Source organism: Thalassospira lucentensis (assembly GCF_050516545.1).
Taxonomy (GTDB): domain Bacteria; phylum Pseudomonadota; class Alphaproteobacteria; order Rhodospirillales; family Thalassospiraceae; genus Thalassospira; species Thalassospira lucentensis_C.
The window spans coordinates 1,412,000-1,428,827 of sequence record NZ_CP191544.1 but is presented as its reverse complement, the minus strand read 5'-3'; the positions used below and the strand labels follow the sequence as shown (position 1 = coordinate 1,428,827).

At 50.4% G+C, this 16,828-nt stretch carries 19 protein-coding genes and 1 riboswitch; of the genes, 10 read left to right on the top strand and 9 right to left on the bottom strand.

Annotated elements, in window-relative coordinates; all coding sequences use genetic code 11:
* Positions 1 to 165: 165 nt before the first annotated feature.
* Positions 166 to 359: riboswitch (cobalamin riboswitch) on the bottom strand.
* Between the two features lie 154 nt (positions 360 to 513).
* Complete coding sequence (locus ACQ0MK_RS06595; RefSeq protein ID WP_350044332.1) at positions 514 to 1,056, top strand: DUF924 family protein; 543 nt, start codon at positions 514 to 516, stop codon at positions 1,054 to 1,056.
* A 60-nt stretch (positions 1,057 to 1,116) separates the two neighbouring features.
* Here ACQ0MK_RS06595 and ACQ0MK_RS06590 read toward each other — a convergent pair whose 3' ends face one another.
* On the bottom strand, positions 1,117 to 2,181 hold the full coding sequence (locus ACQ0MK_RS06590) for a glycosyl transferase family protein (RefSeq protein ID WP_430475347.1): 1,065 nt from the start codon (positions 2,179 to 2,181) through the stop codon (positions 1,117 to 1,119).
* A 25-nt stretch (positions 2,182 to 2,206) separates the two neighbouring features.
* Positions 2,207 to 2,983, bottom strand: a complete 777-nt coding sequence (gene yaaA / locus ACQ0MK_RS06585; RefSeq protein WP_430475346.1) for a peroxide stress protein YaaA — start codon at positions 2,981 to 2,983, stop codon at positions 2,207 to 2,209.
* A 195-nt stretch (positions 2,984 to 3,178) separates the two neighbouring features.
* Here yaaA and ACQ0MK_RS06580 point away from each other — a divergent pair, with 195 nt between their 5' ends.
* Entirely contained in the window at positions 3,179 to 3,499 is a 321-nt protein-coding gene (locus ACQ0MK_RS06580; protein WP_430475345.1) for a peptidylprolyl isomerase, read from the top strand.
* Positions 3,500 to 3,584: 85 nt separating this feature from the next.
* Here ACQ0MK_RS06580 and ACQ0MK_RS06575 read toward each other — a convergent pair whose 3' ends face one another.
* From ACQ0MK_RS06575 to ACQ0MK_RS06565, 3 genes are all read right to left on the bottom strand, one after another.
* Positions 3,585 to 3,935 carry a DUF1491 family protein gene (locus ACQ0MK_RS06575; protein WP_430475344.1) on the bottom strand — a complete coding sequence of 117 codons (351 nt, stop codon included), beginning with the start codon at positions 3,933 to 3,935 and terminating at the stop codon, positions 3,585 to 3,587.
* Entirely contained in the window at positions 3,936 to 4,721 is a 786-nt protein-coding gene (locus ACQ0MK_RS06570) for a peptidoglycan DD-metalloendopeptidase family protein (protein WP_430476011.1), read from the bottom strand.
* Between the two features lie 97 nt (positions 4,722 to 4,818).
* Positions 4,819 to 5,304 (bottom strand): hypothetical protein, encoded by a 486-nt coding sequence (locus ACQ0MK_RS06565; protein WP_350040599.1) that lies wholly within the window; start codon positions 5,302 to 5,304, stop codon positions 4,819 to 4,821.
* 210 nt (positions 5,305 to 5,514) lie between these two features.
* Between ACQ0MK_RS06565 and ACQ0MK_RS06560 the strand changes: the two genes are divergently transcribed.
* The gene (locus tag ACQ0MK_RS06560) at positions 5,515 to 6,192 is read left to right on the top strand and encodes a DUF599 domain-containing protein (RefSeq protein ID WP_350040598.1); all 678 of its coding nucleotides are present in this window, start codon (positions 5,515 to 5,517) and stop codon (positions 6,190 to 6,192) included.
* A gap of 79 nt (positions 6,193 to 6,271) precedes the next feature.
* On the opposite strand, the gene ACQ0MK_RS06555 is transcribed toward ACQ0MK_RS06560, so the two are convergent.
* Entirely contained in the window at positions 6,272 to 7,429 is a 1,158-nt protein-coding gene (locus tag ACQ0MK_RS06555) for an MFS transporter (RefSeq protein WP_430476010.1), read from the bottom strand.
* A 406-nt stretch (positions 7,430 to 7,835) separates the two neighbouring features.
* Between ACQ0MK_RS06555 and thrS the strand changes: the two genes are divergently transcribed.
* A complete protein-coding gene (gene thrS, locus ACQ0MK_RS06550) occupies positions 7,836 to 9,773 on the top strand; it encodes a threonine--tRNA ligase (protein WP_430475343.1) in 1,938 nt (645 codons plus the stop codon).
* A gap of 91 nt (positions 9,774 to 9,864) precedes the next feature.
* Here thrS and ACQ0MK_RS06545 read toward each other — a convergent pair whose 3' ends face one another.
* The gene (locus tag ACQ0MK_RS06545; RefSeq protein ID WP_430475342.1) at positions 9,865 to 10,605 is read right to left on the bottom strand and encodes a DUF4126 domain-containing protein; all 741 of its coding nucleotides are present in this window, start codon (positions 10,603 to 10,605) and stop codon (positions 9,865 to 9,867) included.
* A gap of 134 nt (positions 10,606 to 10,739) precedes the next feature.
* Between ACQ0MK_RS06545 and ACQ0MK_RS06540 the strand changes: the two genes are divergently transcribed.
* The 3 genes from ACQ0MK_RS06540 (at position 10,740) to ACQ0MK_RS06530 (ending at position 13,302) form a co-directional block, all read left to right on the top strand.
* A complete protein-coding gene (locus ACQ0MK_RS06540; RefSeq protein WP_430475341.1) occupies positions 10,740 to 11,207 on the top strand; it encodes a tetratricopeptide repeat protein in 468 nt (155 codons plus the stop codon).
* A 118-nt stretch (positions 11,208 to 11,325) separates the two neighbouring features.
* Positions 11,326 to 11,718, top strand: coding sequence for a hypothetical protein (locus tag ACQ0MK_RS06535; RefSeq protein WP_430475340.1), 393 nt, complete (start codon positions 11,326 to 11,328; stop codon positions 11,716 to 11,718).
* A 177-nt stretch (positions 11,719 to 11,895) separates the two neighbouring features.
* Positions 11,896 to 13,302, top strand: a complete 1,407-nt coding sequence (locus ACQ0MK_RS06530) for an SPOR domain-containing protein (protein ID WP_430475339.1) — start codon at positions 11,896 to 11,898, stop codon at positions 13,300 to 13,302.
* A 13-nt stretch (positions 13,303 to 13,315) separates the two neighbouring features.
* On the opposite strand, the gene ACQ0MK_RS06525 is transcribed toward ACQ0MK_RS06530, so the two are convergent.
* Positions 13,316 to 13,660, bottom strand: a complete 345-nt coding sequence (locus ACQ0MK_RS06525) for a PGPGW domain-containing protein (RefSeq protein WP_430475338.1) — start codon at positions 13,658 to 13,660, stop codon at positions 13,316 to 13,318.
* Positions 13,661 to 13,826: 166 nt separating this feature from the next.
* Between ACQ0MK_RS06525 and msrA the strand changes: the two genes are divergently transcribed.
* The 3 genes from msrA to ACQ0MK_RS06510 all read left to right on the top strand — a co-directional run bounded on the left by msrA (position 13,827) and on the right by ACQ0MK_RS06510 (position 16,022).
* A complete protein-coding gene (gene msrA / locus ACQ0MK_RS06520; RefSeq protein ID WP_350040590.1) occupies positions 13,827 to 14,471 on the top strand; it encodes a peptide-methionine (S)-S-oxide reductase MsrA in 645 nt (214 codons plus the stop codon).
* Positions 14,472 to 14,581: 110 nt separating this feature from the next.
* On the top strand, positions 14,582 to 15,571 hold the full coding sequence (locus tag ACQ0MK_RS06515; RefSeq protein WP_430475337.1) for a PAS domain S-box protein: 990 nt from the start codon (positions 14,582 to 14,584) through the stop codon (positions 15,569 to 15,571).
* A complete protein-coding gene (locus tag ACQ0MK_RS06510; RefSeq protein ID WP_430476009.1) occupies positions 15,567 to 16,022 on the top strand; it encodes a diguanylate cyclase domain-containing protein in 456 nt (151 codons plus the stop codon). The genes ACQ0MK_RS06515 and ACQ0MK_RS06510 overlap by 5 nt, the downstream gene beginning before the upstream one ends.
* 28 nt (positions 16,023 to 16,050) lie before the next feature.
* Here ACQ0MK_RS06510 and ACQ0MK_RS06505 read toward each other — a convergent pair whose 3' ends face one another.
* Positions 16,051 to 16,812: an IclR family transcriptional regulator gene (locus ACQ0MK_RS06505; protein WP_350040588.1), complete on the bottom strand. Its 762-nt coding sequence runs from the start codon at positions 16,810 to 16,812 to the stop codon at positions 16,051 to 16,053.
* Positions 16,813 to 16,828 lie beyond the last annotated feature (16 nt).

Below are 16,828 nucleotides of genomic sequence, written 5' to 3'. Positions count from 1 at the left end.
TCTCTTTCGCAAACGATGTACGCATGGCAAAAGCCCAACGCACAGGGTTAGGATAAAGAACGATAGGATGGCTGGAAGCAAGATACCGGCATCAGTTGCGAGACCGCATTTTCCCCTGCAACCTGACGCTCACCCCGGCGTCCAACAGCTCAGTACCAAGCAAACAGCGCTTGGTAGTCAAAGGCAGGTCTCCTGGCTCACGGTTTCAAAAGCATTACGCCTTCCCGGTTTGCACCAGTGGCATGTGTAATGCTCGGACCGCTTACAGTTGCGGGGGCAGCCATGGCATTGTCAAAAACGCACCATGTTCCCTTTTAAGTCGATCCATACGGATCAACACCAAAGACATCTTCATATTCCATGTGCGGTGAAGTCCTGTCAACTCCTAGCAAAGGTCGATGACAATTATCTTTTCGCAGCCGTGACTTGACCTGTTAGGCACTCAGGGCAAATATCATGACCAACAAACTTACCAAGCATTGAATGCTTATAATTTTATTGGGTGGAAACAATATGACCCCGGAAACAGTTTTGGTCTTCTGGTTCAAGGAGCTTGAACAAAAACAGTGGTTTATCAAGGATCTGACCCTTGACCGTCACATCATTGAACGATTTTCGGATTTTCATACCGCGGCCAGCCTTGGTGAACTTTATCAATGGCGCAAAACAGCTCATGGCCGTCTTGCCGAAATCATTGTTCTTGATCAGTTTTCGCGCAATATGTTCCGCGATCAGCCACAATCTTTTGCCTCTGATCCGATGGCGCTTGTTCTTGCCCAAGAAGCCGTCGCACTTGGCCTTGATAAAAAGCTGACAACCCCGGAAGAACGGGCGTTTTTGTATATGCCCTATATGCATTCGGAATCCGAACTGATCCATGAGGTTGCCATTGATTTATTTGCCCAACCGGGACTGGATAACAATTACGACTTTGAAGTCAAACATAAGAAAATCATTGATCGATTTGGTCGCTATCCGCATCGCAATGATATCCTTGGGCGTACAAGTACAGCCGACGAAATCGCATTTCTAAAAGAACCCGGATCATCATTCTAAAATGCAAAAAGGGACGAATACCCGTCCCTTTTTGGTTAAACCCGGTTGGTTTAGAATGTCTTAGCCGACATTCTTGTCGCGTTTGTCCCACCACTCTTGAACCAGGCTTTCCGCCTCATCCATATAGTCGGCTTTACCCGCAAGGAACGCCCCCATGGCGGCACTGCCCTTAATGCGGGCCTCTGCCGGGGCATCTTCGACATCACCGCGCCAGACGGCAAGGAAATGCTTAAGCGATACCGGGCTTTGATCATCAAGATCTTTCTCGCTTTTGGACAGCAATGCGGGCCAACGGACATCGCATAACTCACCGTTATCAAGCATTCGAAGATCAACATGCTTGAACGGGGTCCGCTCCGCCTCGCCGCCACCGCCCTTGATCACGCCAATACGTGGCAATGCCAACAGTTTTCCGGTTTCACGATGAACATCCAGGAATGCCGGGTGAAACACCCCCAGAAACGCCGCACGCGCCTGTAGTGGATTAAACAACCGCAACAAGGTATTGACGGGGCTGCGCAATCCCAAAAGCGATCGCAGACCAATCAGTTCCTGCAATTTCGGATGCATATGACGCAGCGGAAGATAAGCAAACCCCTTGGCCGCAATATCCGAGCGGGCTTCTTCAGCTGACATGGCAACCGACAGCTTTAAAGCTTTGACTGCGGCTTCTGTTCCGACCCCGTTTACAAGGTGGGAATTATACCCGTGCATCAAAACCGGCACGCCATTTTGTGACAGCAGGTGAGCAGACAACACGAACCATGGCAGGCCGCGCGTACGCCCCGCCGCATAGGATGGCCAATCAAGCATTGGCTGACCATTTATTTCACCATCGGCATTATCATCGGGATCAAGGCGGGCCGCTTTGCGCACGGCCTCAATCATGCCGGCCAGTTCATCTGGCGTTTCAGCCCGATAGCGCAGCATCAGCAAGAACGCGCCAAGCTGGATCGGCTCGACCTCATCGCGCAGAATCATGGAGAAAGCATCGAATGCTTCTTCGCGTGTCAGACTGCGTGAACGGCCAGGCCCCCGGAAGAAAGTACGCAAATAGCCCGAAAACGGATGTGCTTCGGGTAAATGGCTTTCTTCCTCGAGCTGTTCAAGGTGCTCGTCGGTCATCAGATTTCACCGATTATAGTTGTCATTACTGGTCGTGGACGCGGGTAAACACCCACTCCGTCTCGGTCGAAAGATCATCCTGATAGCAATAGCCATCCTTAGCGAACTTCTTCAAATTTTGCGGATTCTCAAGACGGTGATCAATCATGTAACGCGCCATCATGCCACGTGCACGCTTGGCTGAGAACCCAACAACCTTGGCCGCACCACCTTTGACTTCTTTAAAGACCGGTGTAATCACCGAACCAGTCAGAAGTTTGGTTCTGACTGATTTAAAATATTCGTGCGATGCCAGATTGATCAGGCTCCGATCCTTATGCCCGTCGGTCAGGCTGTTGATTTCTTCGGCAATTTTATCGCCCCAGAAAGCATAAAGGTCCTTACCACGCGGATTAGAAAGGCGCGTTCCCATTTCAAGTCGGTATGGCTGCATCAAATCACGTGGCTTTAACAAGCCATACAAGCCAGACAGCATACGGAAATGCTTTTCCGCCCAATCAATGTCTGTGGCTTTCATCGTATCCGCATCAAGGCCGACATAGGTGTCACCCCGAAAGGCAAAAATAGCTGGTTTGGCATTGGTACGATCAAAAGGCCGTGAAAAATGCTGGAAACGCTGATAGTTCAAGTCGGCAAGATTTTCGCTAATGCCCATCAGTTTCATCAAATCGCCGCGGCTTTTTTTCCGCGCAACTTCAATAAGTTCTTCGGTGTCGTCCAAAAATCCAGGTTCGGAAACGGCCATTTCCGGCACATCCGTTTCGAAATCCAGCTTCTTGGCTGGGGACACAACAGCAAGCATCAATCTGCCTCTTCTCTTTCATCTCGGGTCAATTTGTCGTAACAAGCCACAAGGCATGGCTAATGTCTAGGGCCCAAGCCCATGTGCAGGAGTATACGGCTGTACATGGATTTGGACCCTTGGCGTTAACCATAAACTTCTAATCTTGCAGAAAATCCGTCATATACAAGATATTGACGGAAGAAAGGACCAGTTATGAGTGAACAAGTTCGCGCGTCGCACATTCTTTTGATGTATGCCGGTTCGGCACGGTCGACCGCTACACGCACCAAAGAAGAAGCATTGGCCCAAATCAATGCGCTTAAAGAACAAGTCGCAAACGGTTCGGATTTCGCTGATCTGGCGAAAGCAAACTCTGATTGCCCGTCCGGCCAGCAGGGCGGCGATCTTGGGATGTTTGCCCGCGGCATGATGGTCCCGGAATTCGATGCTGCTGCATTCAGCATGGAAGTCGGCGCGACCTCTGACGTGGTTGAGACCGATTTCGGTTACCACTTGCTTCAGCGCACCGCGTAATTTCGCACACTTCGCTAAAACGTTTAAAGGCTGGCGCATCTTTGCCAGCCTTTTTCTTTTGCCAAACCTTAACAATGCTGCGGCATTAAAAATCGACAATCGCCGCATCCAGCTGATATTGGCCCTTGTGGTCTTCGATCTCTAAAACCCAAACATCACGATCAAAACCGATCTGTTTGCGCCAATATTCGTCGCAGTCAAGTTCAGTCTCTCGCCCACCCTCGGGACCACCTGCGACCAACATCCATCCAAGTTCGCCATCAAGGGTCGTGACACGTGAATAGACGAAACATCCCGCATTAAAACGGTTTAGTTTAAGCAGTACAGCACCGGCGTCTTCGTTGCCCTTATGGGCGACCATCGCGGTAATCAGTGACGACTGGCAAATTGCAATCTGACCACGCACCCAAAGACCGGCTTTTAATCGCGGCTGCATCTATACACCTTCTCGTGTGGCCGTAACGTTTTCGGGCATCTGCAAAATCATATTCGGGTTTGGACAAATGCTTGCCCACAAATCCCATTCTGATGGTTTGGCCGCCCCGAAATAGTCCCCTTCGCGTCCCAGCATATCGAAGATAATCTGAAAATGCAGATGCGGTATCCAATCACCGTTAATCGGGAAATCGCCAAACCGGCAAAGCATGTCGCCTGCGGCAACTTCCTTGCCCTTATAAAGTCCATCAAGCGATTCGCGGCTTAGATGACCATAAAGGGTATAGAACCGCACACCCGGCGCCGGATCATGCTGCAAAATGATCGTCGGACCGTAATCAAGGTGAATATTGTTATCGGCAAAACTATGAACCACGCCATCTAGCGGTGCAAAAACCGGCGTATAGGCAGGGGCGAACAAATCTATGCCAAGATGCTGGCTGCGGGCTTCACCGTCATTCTTGAACTGTTCGGACTGATAACAAATGCGATCTTCGCGGTATCGCCCGACACCAACGGGTGCACTCACGGCAGCAAGTTGTTGCCACATAATATCGGTTTGACGTGCCGGGTCACTTGCCCCGCCGATTACGACATCACCATTTGCCGAAAAGTTATAAACGATCTTCGGGCAGGATTTCAGATCATATTCCATGACCGAGTGGAATGTATCAGCATGATCAGCGATCCACTGGCAGAGCTTTTCTGCTTCAGGCATAGGCTCTTGGCCATCCGCCAATCGTTTTAAATAGGATTGCAGACGCTTGATCGCATTAAGAGGCATCATGGCGGTCACGGTGGTGGCTCCGAAACAGAAAAAAGGCAGGGACTGAATGCCCTGCCTTTTGCCTACATGATAATCTGCCTCAACGGCAAGCTTTGGCTTACCAGTTGGTTACTTCATATTCACACGATACGTCATCATCATCCGTATCAGTCAGTGCAACCGTCAGGCGGCGCATCTGTGGATTGAAGCGTTTGATGAAGTTCAAAAGCAGCAGCGATTCTTCGGAAAGTTCGCCCGCATCATCGTCGTCTTCATCAAGTTCGCACAACTCAACCAGTTCAAGGAACAAAGCACCAAGGGCACGTTTAACGTCTTCGCCGCCCTTCAGGCCACCGGTCAGCTCACCCAATGGTGAAAGATCGATTTCCAACTTGCGCAGGTTCTTGCTCATCTGATCGATAGCATCTTCATCAAGCACCATTTCAGCGGCAATCATATGCGTGCCAACTTCGTTGATGTTCATGAAGCCGATGAATTCAAACAGGTCGTCCTTGGTTCGACCTTCTTCAAGCAGCTTTTCAGTGTGGGCTTCGAATTCAGCGAAATCGATGTCTTCGCCAAGATCGTTCTCAAGTTCGCTCATGTCGCTCTCCAATGAAAATTTGCGCTGCTGATACTCTGGATTGCGCGAAAACTCAACCCGAACTGGCAATATGACGATCAGCTATGCACGTTCCACATTCCGCCGATATGGGGCTTTGCAAAGAAGATTGCGAAGAATAGCGCAATGTCAGTAGGATATAAACAATTCACAAGCTTTCAAAAGCATCCCCTATTACGCATGGACCAAGCAATGCCCGCATTTACCATCCTTGATATTGTTGCCATCTGTTGGGCATTCAGCTGGTGGGTTGGCTATACGATCTTTGCCGATGCAGGGCCACGACGGCGCAATTCGATTTCAGCCCATATGGCGCGCAATCGCCATCGCTGGATGGAACAGATGCTTAAACGCGATATTCGGATGGTTGATACATCAATTGCCGGCAACCTGATCACCGGCATCAGTTTTTTCTCATCAACCACCATTCTGGTTCTGATCGGTCTGGTCGCTTTGCTTGGTTATACGCAAAAGGCAATTGAAACCGTATCTGCCCTGCCCTTTGCTGCGGTGACCACGCCTGCTGTCTGGGAATGCAAAGTGGTGTTACTTGTCATCATCTTTATCTATGCATTCTTTAAATTCACATGGGCATTTCGGCTGTCGAACTATTGTTCGATTCTGATCGGTGCAGCACCCGACCAACATGAACCCGATGCCCCGCGCGCAGCAGCCCGCGCGTCACGCATGAGCATGATGTCCGCCCATAACTTCAATCGCGGCATTCGGGCCTACTTTTTTGCCCTGTCGGCACTGGCATGGTTCTATCATCCGGTGGCCTTCATCATCTGTGCAGCATGGGTAACGTTGGTTCTTTATAACCGGGAGTTCCGATCACACGCGCTTGATATCCTAAGCGGTCATCATTGATTGGAACACATGCAGCACGCCAAAACAAACAAAGGGTCGCAAAAGTGACCCTTTGTTTTATCCATATCAGTGCTGCATATCAGACAGGCTGCACTTTCCGACGGATGGCATAGCCCGCAACGATCACGAGAACCAAGCCAACTGGCAACGCTGCACTATAAAGCAACGTTCCCCAGCCTGAACCGGCATAGATCGTGCCCGCCGACAAAGAAGCAACTGCAACCGTCCCGAAGACCGTGAATTCATTGATGGCCTGGACGCGTGCTTGTTCGGATGAACGATAATTCTCCGTCAGGAAGGTCGTTGCCCCGACAAACATAAAGTTCCAGGCAATACCCAACAGCACCAATGATACCCAGAAATTGGCCATAAGATCCTGCCCTGAAAGAGCAACGGCCAAACAGACAAAGTTAATCAAGGCACCTAGCTGAATGATCTTAAGCGCCCCGAACCGCTTGATCAGATTTCCTGTGAAGAAACCCGGCGCATACATCCCGACGACATGCCATTGAATGATAAAGGCAGCATCGCCAAACGCGTAGTCACAATCCAAAATCGCCAAAGGCGTTGCTGTCATAACAAAACTCATGACCGCATATCCCAATGCCCCGGCAACAATCGCGACAATAACAGCGGGTTGTCCAAGAACCGTTTTTAAGGGTCGCGCCGGTTCCGCATGTTTGTGGCCGCGCATATCGGGAAGTCTCAACTGCCCGATGGCGATTACAAGCAGGAACTGCAATCCGATCAAAGCCACAAACGTTCCAAGGAATGGCACCGTGTCAAACCAGTCACGGGCAAAGCTTGCCAGATTTGGCCCGATAAAGGCCGAGGCCAGCCCACCGAGCATGGTATAGGAAATGGCGCGCGCCCGAAATTCCGGCGGTGCGGCTTCTGCCGCGGCAAACCGGTATTGCATGGCAATCGCGTTGCCCGCCCCGATACAGGCACAGGCAATACAGAGAAACCAGAAATTGCTGTAGTAAACCGCGCCCATCCCCGACACGGCACCAAACATCGCAATAACAGCCCCCATCCAGAAACCGAACTTGCGACCAAACTTGGCCATGACGACGGCTGAAGGTGCGGTCATTGCCATCATGGCAATCATCATGAAGGCAACAGGAAGCGTAGAAAGCGACTTATCCGTTGCCAATGAATAGCCGATGACGGCCGCTACGGTAAAAATCAAAGACATAGCACTGGCTGACAGTGCAACACATAAGCTCAAGAACATTATGTTCCGGCGAACTTCCGGACTGGACATTTGGGGCTCCCGGTTTTGGCGATGGTGGCGCCTGTTATGAGATACTTTCACACGGGGCAAAGTGCTTCATGCGCGACCATTCATTCAAATGGCTTGTGGCTTGCCCTGTGCGTTTCACCTGTTATATTGGCTCATCAGTAAACGGGATAGTATCAATGCACGGCTTTGCCGATAAAATATTGACCTGCACTTCAATCTCTGTGCGCCAAAATGGCTGTGCGGGGTTTTCTGCAGTCCCGATAATCGCTTTTTTCGAAGAGCGAACTTGACCTCATCCTGAAATTCCTTTTCTTGTGCATTTCCTCCGCGTAAACATGCGGGTCCAAGATGTGCGCTACTGAATTATGTCCGCAGATAAAACAGAGTTGAGCCAAACATGATTGCCCTGACCCTTCCCGATGGCGCCGTACGCGAATTCGACGGCCCTGTTTCGGGTTTTGATGTCGCCAAAAGCATCAGTTCTTCACTGGCGAAGAAATCCTTTGCCATCATCGTCAACGGTGAAGTGCGCGATCTCGCGCGTGAAATAGATACTGACGCGGCCATCGAAATCGTGACCAAAGGGCATGCAGAGGTTCTGCCGCTGATCCGTCACGACTGTGCGCACGTTATGGCCGAAGCCGTGCAGGAACTTTATCCTGACACACAGGTCACCATTGGCCCGTCGATTGAAAACGGCTTCTATTACGATTTCGCACGTAAAACCCCGTTCACGCCCGACGATCTGGTCAAGATCGAAAAGCAGATGCACAAGATCGTCGAACGGAACGAGCCAATTGTCCGTGAAGTTTGGGATCGTAACGAAGCGATCAAATTCTTCCTCGACAAAGGCGAAGGTTACAAAGCCGAAATTATTCGCGACCTGCCGGAAACTGAAACCATTACCTGCTATCGGCAGGGTGATTTCATCGACCTCTGCCGTGGACCGCACGCACCGTCAACCGGCAAGATCGGTAAGGCTTTCAAACTCATGAAGGTCGCGGGTGCCTATTGGCGCGGCAACTCGGATAACGAGATGCTGCAGCGTATCTATGGCACCTGCTGGGAAAGCAAAGAAGAGCTTGATGCATATCTGCACATGCTCGAAGAAGCCGAAAAACGTGACCATCGCCGCCTTGGTCGCGAGATGGACCTGTTCCACATGCAGGAAGAAGCCCAAGGGTCGGTCTTTTGGCATGACAAGGGTCTGAAGCTGTATCGCAAGGTCGAAACCTATATCCGCGATCGTCTTGACGCTGCCGGATATCAGGAAGTGCGTACCCCGCAGCTTGTTGATCGTGTGCTGTGGGAAAAATCCGGTCACTGGGAAAAGTTCCGCGAGAACATGTTCACCACCACCCCGGATGAAGATGATCCTGAGAAGGTTCTTGCGCTTAAGCCGATGAACTGCCCGTGCCACGTGCAGATTTTCCGTCTAGGCAGCAAATCCTACCGCGATTTGCCGTTGCGTATGGCTGAATTTGGTTGCTGTCACCGTAATGAACCGTCCGGCGGCCTGCATGGTATCATGCGTGTTCGTCAGTTCATTCAGGATGATGCCCATATCTTCTGTACCGAAGATCAGATTGTCTCGGAAACCAAGATTTTCTGTGACCTTCTGAAATCGGTTTACAAAGATTTCGGCTTTACCGACATCCTCGTCAAATTCTCTGACCGCCCGGAAGTCCGTGCCGGTGCCGATGAGATTTGGGACAAGGCAGAAACAGCGCTTCGCGAAGCAGCAGAAGAAGCTGGCCTTAAACTTGAAATCAATCCGGGTGAAGGCGCGTTTTACGGTCCAAAGCTTGAATTCGTTCTGCGTGACGCGATTGGTCGCGATTGGCAGTGCGGAACACTTCAGGCTGACTTCGTTCTGCCAGAACGTCTTGATGCAACCTATATGGGCGAAGATGGTGAAAAACATCGTCCAGTCATGTTGCACCGTGCGATCCTTGGATCCCTCGAACGCTTCATCGGCATCTTGATCGAAAACTATGCTGGTCGCCTGCCGCTATGGCTGTCGCCGGTTCATGCGGTGATCTGCACAATTACCAATGAAGCAGATGAGTATGCACATGAAGTCAAGACAGCACTTGCTGCCAGAGGGCTAAATGTCGAAGTCGACACCCGCAATGAAAAGATCAACTACAAGGTCCGTGAACACAGCCACGCAAAGATCCCTATGATCCTTGCCCTTGGCAAACGTGAAGCCGAAGAAAAAACCGCATCGGTTCGCCGGATTGGGTTCAAACACCAGAAAACCTTTGGCATCGAAGAACTCGCTGAAGCAATGGCTGCTGAAATCCGTGATCGCGTGATCGAAGCTGATTTCTGATGTGACCTGACAAGGTTCGCTCAACCGTTAAAAAGCCCGCAAGCCAAATGCTTGCGGGCTTTTACTTTTCTGTTTCAATCATTTTCCCGATTTAGTGCGGTGGCAGTTTCGAGCCACTTTCCGAACTGTTGGGCGGCAACGTTGTCGTGTCGCTTGCCCCCGAAAGGTCGAGCTCCCCAAAACCACCCATATTAGGGCCAGTTTGTTGGGCCTTGGCATACCCATAAGCCGCGGTCGGATGGCGGGCATTGCCAAACACCTGCCCAATGAACCGCCAAATCTTTGGCACCAGCCAGATCAATAACAGCACAAACACGGCGAAAAGAACAAAGAACACGACCGGGTGAAACGCGACCGTGTAAAGCGCACCAAAAACAGCAACGTCTTCCGTAACCGACGCGATTGTATTCCTTACAGGTTCGGGGGATGTATTGATTGCAGCCCGGCTACCGGCCTTGGTGAAGTGGCTGCCCGCGGCGATTGTGCCACCGACCAAGAGACTAATCGCAGTTTGAAGCCCTTCACCCATACCGGCGTCCAAACCGCTCATGGCACCTGCTGCCAAAAGCGCACCTGCGGGAATGCGAATGAATGTGTGGATTGCATCCCACACGCTGTCGACGATCGGGATTTTGTCCGCAACGAATTCAATCAGGTATAAAAATATTGCAAGTGCCAGAACCCACCAACTGGCAAGAATTTGCAAATCGGGCGGCAAATCAATCAGGCCGAAATTATCCATCATGCCCAGAACGACCACCGTCCCGTACAGGTTGACACCACTGGCCCATGCGCCACCCATACTCAGTGCAAGTGTCTCAACTACGCCCAACGAAAATGCCCTTTCAATGACATATTTTTCACCAACAAGTGACTGGGAAAAATGTATAATTGTGATAAATCACAAGTCTGCAGCGTCCCAACGCACGTATTGATCCTATGTGATGATCAACGAAAGGTACGACGATGAACCGTAGTGGCGAAACCCCAAAAATGATCGCGGCGTGTGCGATGCTGATGCTTCTGGCAAGCCCCCTTACCACAACCAACGCATTCGCAATGGGAAGTTCCAACACCTGGAGCGAAGGCGGAACTGATCTTTCTGCTGTTTCCGAACTGGTCGATACCGGCATGTATGACATGGCGATTGATAAGATCGAAACCATGTTGAAAGACGATCCAGACAATGCAGATCTGTTTAACTACCTTGCTTATAGCCAGCGCAAACTAGGTGACTTTGACAGTGCAGCCCAGAATTATGAGCGCGCACTGATGATTAATCCTGAACATGTCGGCGCTCTTGAATATCAGGGTGAGCTGTTCTTGCAGACCGGAAAACCGGAAATGGCACAGGAAAATCTGGCACGCCTTGAACAGGTTTGTGGCATGGACTGCGCTGAATACAAAGAACTTTCGGGGAAAATCACCAACTGATTGCCCGTTTATGATCGCAAAAATATTGCAGCCCATTCGTAAGAATAGGTTTGTATTTCATCTCTGAAATGCCATATGTCGCTACGTGGTGAGAATTGAAGAAAGATCTGGAAGAGCAATGTCAGACGCGATCATGCGAAAAAGCTACACAGTCATCTGTGTCCGCGCGACAGGTCAGAAAATGGAACTTGAAACTGTTTCTGATTACACTGCGGCAATCAACTCTGCCAAAGAAGCCCTGACCAACAAAAAAAATACCGAAGTGCATGTGGTCGAAAACAAATATGATCAGGCCACGCGCAAGGATAAGAAACAAGTCGTCAAAATCCTGACCGCTGAGAACACTGGCGGCAAAAGCGGCGCGACAACAGGATCGCGTGCAAACAAAAACGGCCCCACCGTTACGCGCGAAGTTGCCAAGCAAGCCAGTAAAAGCATCATCAATATCGTAATTGCGGTTACCGTATTGATCCTTCTCGCAGGCTTGATCATCCCCCTGATGTCGCGTTAATCAGGCACATCTGTGCCCTTCCCCATTGACCGACACAGCATGCCCTACATTCTGGGAAATCTGTATATCCACCTGATTTTATTGCCCACTTGATAACGACGGTAACATTTGTAACTGTTGTTTTTACCCGTTGGTATAGATATAACTTTCACTGATATAGTGATCGTCAGGTGAAGCGTGAAAATCAGGTCAGCGACAAGTTCTGAAAAATCCCCTTTCAAATGGGGTTGGCTAACTGCCGTGGCGTTCATGCCGCTCTTGTCTGCTTGTAGTACTGACAGTTTTTCAGGGCTTTGGTTCAGTTCCGATCAAGAACAAACATCTGTTTCTGCGAACACTTCTGCATCTTCCAGCTCCATGGAAGGCACCAAACTCAACAGCGCAGCCTGTGGTTTATTCCTTGGTGCCGCAGATCAAAGTCCCGCAAAGAACAACACCGCCTCACCTACTGAAATCTCACTGAACAGCAGCCCTCAGGAAAACCTCCTTCAGGCCATTGCGTTTGATATCGACGGTGATTACGGGAACGCGCGGAAGCTTTATGTCTGGCTAACGGCATCGCCACCTGACATCAAGGTGGACTTGGACTGCGGTAATGGCATCAGGCTTTCTGGAAGCGTGAATAGTCTAGCCCAGCGCCGACTGGTTGCTTTGGATACCGACGCTCCTGAATATGCACGCTCCACAGAAATTGAATCCGTAGTGGCCTCCGCCACCGTTGCACCCGGACCTGAACTTCCTAATCCGCCACATGTTGAACGCAACACCAATTTTTATGAAACCGGTGGTGTTGTTCTTGCTGCCCCGGAAGACAGCACTACACCTGCTACGCGCATGAATATGGATTTTAGCGAGAACACCTCACAGCTTACCAGAGTTGAACGGCGGGCGCCTCAATCAGCGGCCGTTGCCGTACCGGTCATGAGTGCTGCAGAAACCAGTACCCCTGCCTCAATGACAGCCCCCAAAGCAAAAGCCGTACCGGTAATTGTTGCGAAACCATCCGAAGCGTCGTCTCCAGTGCCTAAGACGTCGACCAATTCCATGACGGCAACTCAGCCGACTACAACAATAACGCCTCCAGCCCTCGAACCCGCCACCATTTCTGGTGCATCGGAAACGACTGAAAACACTGGTGCTGTTGTTGCTTCAAACTCTCGACCGGTTGAGCAAGGCCAACTTGATATTGTTGACCGCGAACCCGCAAGTGCGATGATCGAGTTGCCAATGATGTCAAATCCTCAGCAACCTAAACCGACGACACAGGCAGCAAACAATACGCCGATGGCCGCGCCAAAAGTTGTGCCAGTGGCTAAAACGACCAGCTCTATGTATTACGCGGTCCAGTTGGCAGCATACCGTTCACGTGAACGCGCCGAAGGTGCATGGCCGAAATTCCAATCCACCTCACGCGGGGTTCTTGTATCCGCATCACATGAAGTCATTAGCATTTCAATCGAAGGACAGGGTCTGTTCTTCCGCTTGTTGACCGGACAGTACAAGACCAAAGCGGACGCATCACAGGCCTGTGGCGAATTGAAATCCGTCGGGCTCGATTGCCTTATTCGACAGATCACCCCCTAATCAACGCATGCGATTACAATGCTTTGGTGCTATTAATCTGGCGTTTTCGCTGTGCGCCATTTTTACGAATCCGGACAAGAACATCCGGACGGGTTTTGTGCCCATGTTTTCGTAAAGCCCTTGGTAATCTTGCGAGCAGGAATTCAACCTTTGCGTTGTGACGATAGTACCGCCAGCGTAAATACTGAATAAAACGCCGCGTGCGCTTTGATCCGGCAGCAAGTAGCGGCACACCCATTGCGATAAAAACCATCCCGAAAAAAGGCGGCGGCAAGGGCAAGAAAGCCAGCCCGATCAGCAAACAAATTGCGCCCGCCAACATCAAGGCCATTGATTTTAAATGCTTTGTTTTATGCACCCTGATGCCTTCTGATCATCGACCGACGTCTTGCAATCGCATTATCTTCTGCAAGATTTCTGGCGCCAAAAGAATGTTCAAAGACATTTGATCAACAGGGGAATTGCTATTGTGGTCGTCTGAGTTACATTGCAGTTAGAAGATCAAATATCATCAGGTAAAAAACATGCTTTCCGCCCTAAAAACCGACAAAGCAACCATGCCCACTGCCGAGACCGCCTTGCCCGGTCGCGACGATGCCGTTCCAGTAGCAGATATCAACATTGTTACCGGAAACCCGATGGTTGGGCCGTTCCCCAACAATTTGGAAATTGCTGTATTTGGCATGGGGTGCTTCTGGGGTGCAGAACGCCTGTTCTGGAATGAAAAAGGTGTCTACAGCACTGCTGTTGGATATGCCGGTGGTTATACGCATAACCCGACCTACCGTGAGGTTTGCAGCGGCATGACCGGGCACGCCGAGGTCGTACAAATCGTCTTTGATCCAGCCGTGATTTCCTATCAGGCGCTCTTGAAACTGTTTTGGGAGAATCACAATCCCACCCAAGGCATGCGCCAAGGCAATGATCTCGGCACGCAATACCGGTCTGTCATCTATACAACAGGTGATGATCAGACGACGGCGGCATCTTTGTCCTATGATCAGTATAACACTGCACTGAAACAGGCGGGCCAACCTGACATCACAACCACGATTTCTGATGCGCCAACCTTCTATTATGCCGAAGATTTTCATCAGCAATATCTGCACAAAAATCCGGATGGCTATTGCGGATTAGGTGGCACGGGGGTTTCCTGTCCGGGAATGTGATAAAAAAGGCTCCGCTGCCTTTCGTACATTAAGCGAAACCTTGGCTTGCCATATTCCACCACAGGTATATTCTTAATTTCTCATAGTGAGAAAAGAGTATACTTTGAGCTATGCCTAGTTCGTTTCTGAAGAACCGCTATTTTATTGCCTTGCAGATGCTTTGGTGTCTGCTGGGCCTTTGGTTTTGCGGTGGAGTTGATGTTGTTTTTGGCCTGCCCGGCGCGGCGACAGAAAATGCATCCGCATCAATCGTCTTTTTCGTCCTAACCGCCTTGGCACTTGCCGGTGTGCATTTCTTTGCCCGGCGTTATGTGGGTTCAAGCGAAAAGTTCTTTGCCAACCTACCAGGTCTGGTGTTTCGACTTGACCAGCATGGCAAGATCGAATTTGCATCAGACCATGGGCTTCACTGGATTGGAGCGTCACTTTCAGACAATGTACGTGATCACATTATTGATCATGACACGCTGACCTCCCTACGACTACAAGCTGTAGATGCCAAAGGCAGCATTCAGGTTGTCGAACTTCCGGTTACGACAAATTTGGGAGAAAGCCTTTGGGTACGTATTCAAATGCGCGCACTTCCGCCCTTTAGTAATGATTGTCAGATTGATTGCATTGTGTGGGACATCACCGAACTGGTTATCGAGCGCAACCTGCGTCGCGAAAGCGAAGAGCGGTTACAAGTGCTTGAAAAACTGACCAACGAAGCCTTGTTCCTTCATGATGGCGGCCAGTGCGTCGATACAAACAACGCTGCGGAACGGATGTTTGGGTATAACCGCGAAGAACTTCTGACCCTTAATGCTGCTGATATTATTGCACCAGAGGCCATCTCACTTGTGATGGCCAATATCAGATCAGGCTATGACAAACCCTATGAAGCGATAGCCCGATGCAAGGACGGTCGGGAATTCCCGTGTGAAATCAATGGGCGCAACGTTGTCGTTCAGGATAAGACCCTGCGTCTAACCAGTTTCACCGACATCTCTGACCGCAAGTTTTCCGAAGAACAGATCCGCTTTCAGGCCAATCACGATGCCTTAACATCCTTGCCCAACCGCTATCTGTTCATGGATCGTCTGACACTATGCGATTAAACTGTCAAAACGCCGACGGGAATGTTTCGTTCTGATGTTTATTGATCTCGACGCCTTCAAAACCCTGAACGACACTTTTGGTCATTCCACAGGTGACAAGGTCCTTAGTGAGATTGCCACGCGGTTAACCACAACCCTTCGAAATGTCGACACCGTTGCGCGTATTGGCGGTGATGAATTCACTGTTATCTTGCCGGGTACTGAAACACCCGAAGATGCCGAACTGGTCGCGCGAAAAATTCAAACCGCCCTCTCGAACACCCCTATTTCATTTGGCACGGCTCAGCCGCCATATACTGTGTCAGCATCAATTGGCATTGCGCTGTATCCCGATCACGGTGAGACAACCGACGAACTGATTGCCGCTGCCGATGATGCCATGTATGCCGCAAAAAAAAGCGGAAGGAATACCTTCCGATTTGCGACCAACAACTGCTCTAAAACGCCATAAGGCGAAATGGCTTCACGTATCGACGAGATCAGACAGGCACACCGCCATATTCGCGACTAAGATCAGCACATACGCGTCTGATTTTAAGACCAAGCAGTTCAATCTGTTCGTTTGGAATACGTGCAACCGGTCCTGAGAGCGACAACGCAGCAATCGGGTTCCCGGTTTCATCACGCACAACACCCGCAACACAGCGCAATCCAACAGCATGCTCTTCATCATCAAGAGCATAACCACGTTGACGGGAACGCTCCAGATCCTTCTCCAGAGCCCCTTGGGATACCAATGTACGTTCTGTGATTTTGGGCAACCCGTGTTGCGCTACAACCGACTTCAATTCTTCTTCCGGCAAAAAGGCCAGCAAGGCCTTTCCAACGCCAGAGCAATGCATCAAAGCCCGGCGTCCCGGCGTTACCAGCGCACGCATCATTTTGCGACATTCGACTTGCGATAAGAAAATCACCTCTCCACCGTCAGCAACCGCAAGATTTACCGTTTCACCGCTATCTTCCATAAGTGCACGCATATAAGGCCGCGCGATCTGGCTAAGATTGCGATTTTTTGTGAACGCATTACCGACACTAAAAGCCTGAACACCAACAAACCAAAGTGTGCGTTCCCCATCAAACGCAACATATCGCTCGTGCTGCATGGTTGTTAGCAACCTGTGAGCGGTCGAAGGCGGTAATTTCACCTGTTGGGCTATTTCGGTCAGCGTCATGCCATCGTCGCTTTTCGCAAGCGCATTCAGGATGCTTAACGCCCTGACCAATGATTGAACCTGCTGCATGCAGATGTATCCCCCT

Excerpts from the sequence above, each read along its gene's own strand:
- ACQ0MK_RS06555 (WP_430476010.1), bottom strand. The coding sequence starts at position 7,429 with ATGTTCTTGAGCTTATGTGTTGCACTGTCAGCCAGTGCTATGTCTTTG.
- ACQ0MK_RS06575 (WP_430475344.1), bottom strand. The coding sequence starts at position 3,935 with ATGCAGCCGCGATTAAAAGCCGGTCTTTGGGTGCGTGGTCAGATTGCA.
- ACQ0MK_RS06560 (WP_350040598.1), top strand. The coding sequence starts at position 5,515 with ATGCCCGCATTTACCATCCTTGATATTGTTGCCATCTGTTGGGCATTC.
- msrA (WP_350040590.1), top strand. The coding sequence starts at position 13,827 with ATGCTTTCCGCCCTAAAAACCGACAAAGCAACCATGCCCACTGCCGAG.
- thrS (WP_430475343.1), top strand. The coding sequence starts at position 7,836 with ATGATTGCCCTGACCCTTCCCGATGGCGCCGTACGCGAATTCGACGGC.
- ACQ0MK_RS06595 (WP_350044332.1), top strand. The coding sequence starts at position 514 with ATGACCCCGGAAACAGTTTTGGTCTTCTGGTTCAAGGAGCTTGAACAA.
- ACQ0MK_RS06580 (WP_430475345.1), top strand. The coding sequence starts at position 3,179 with ATGAGTGAACAAGTTCGCGCGTCGCACATTCTTTTGATGTATGCCGGT.
- ACQ0MK_RS06565 (WP_350040599.1), bottom strand. The coding sequence starts at position 5,304 with ATGAGCGAACTTGAGAACGATCTTGGCGAAGACATCGATTTCGCTGAA.
- ACQ0MK_RS06535 (WP_430475340.1), top strand. The coding sequence starts at position 11,326 with ATGTCAGACGCGATCATGCGAAAAAGCTACACAGTCATCTGTGTCCGC.
- ACQ0MK_RS06505 (WP_350040588.1), bottom strand. The coding sequence starts at position 16,812 with ATGCAGCAGGTTCAATCATTGGTCAGGGCGTTAAGCATCCTGAATGCG.
- ACQ0MK_RS06540 (WP_430475341.1), top strand. The coding sequence starts at position 10,740 with ATGAACCGTAGTGGCGAAACCCCAAAAATGATCGCGGCGTGTGCGATG.
- ACQ0MK_RS06590 (WP_430475347.1), bottom strand. The coding sequence starts at position 2,181 with ATGACCGACGAGCACCTTGAACAGCTCGAGGAAGAAAGCCATTTACCC.
- yaaA (WP_430475346.1), bottom strand. The coding sequence starts at position 2,983 with ATGCTTGCTGTTGTGTCCCCAGCCAAGAAGCTGGATTTCGAAACGGAT.
- ACQ0MK_RS06515 (WP_430475337.1), top strand. The coding sequence starts at position 14,582 with ATGCCTAGTTCGTTTCTGAAGAACCGCTATTTTATTGCCTTGCAGATG.
- ACQ0MK_RS06570 (WP_430476011.1), bottom strand. The coding sequence starts at position 4,721 with ATGATGCCTCTTAATGCGATCAAGCGTCTGCAATCCTATTTAAAACGA.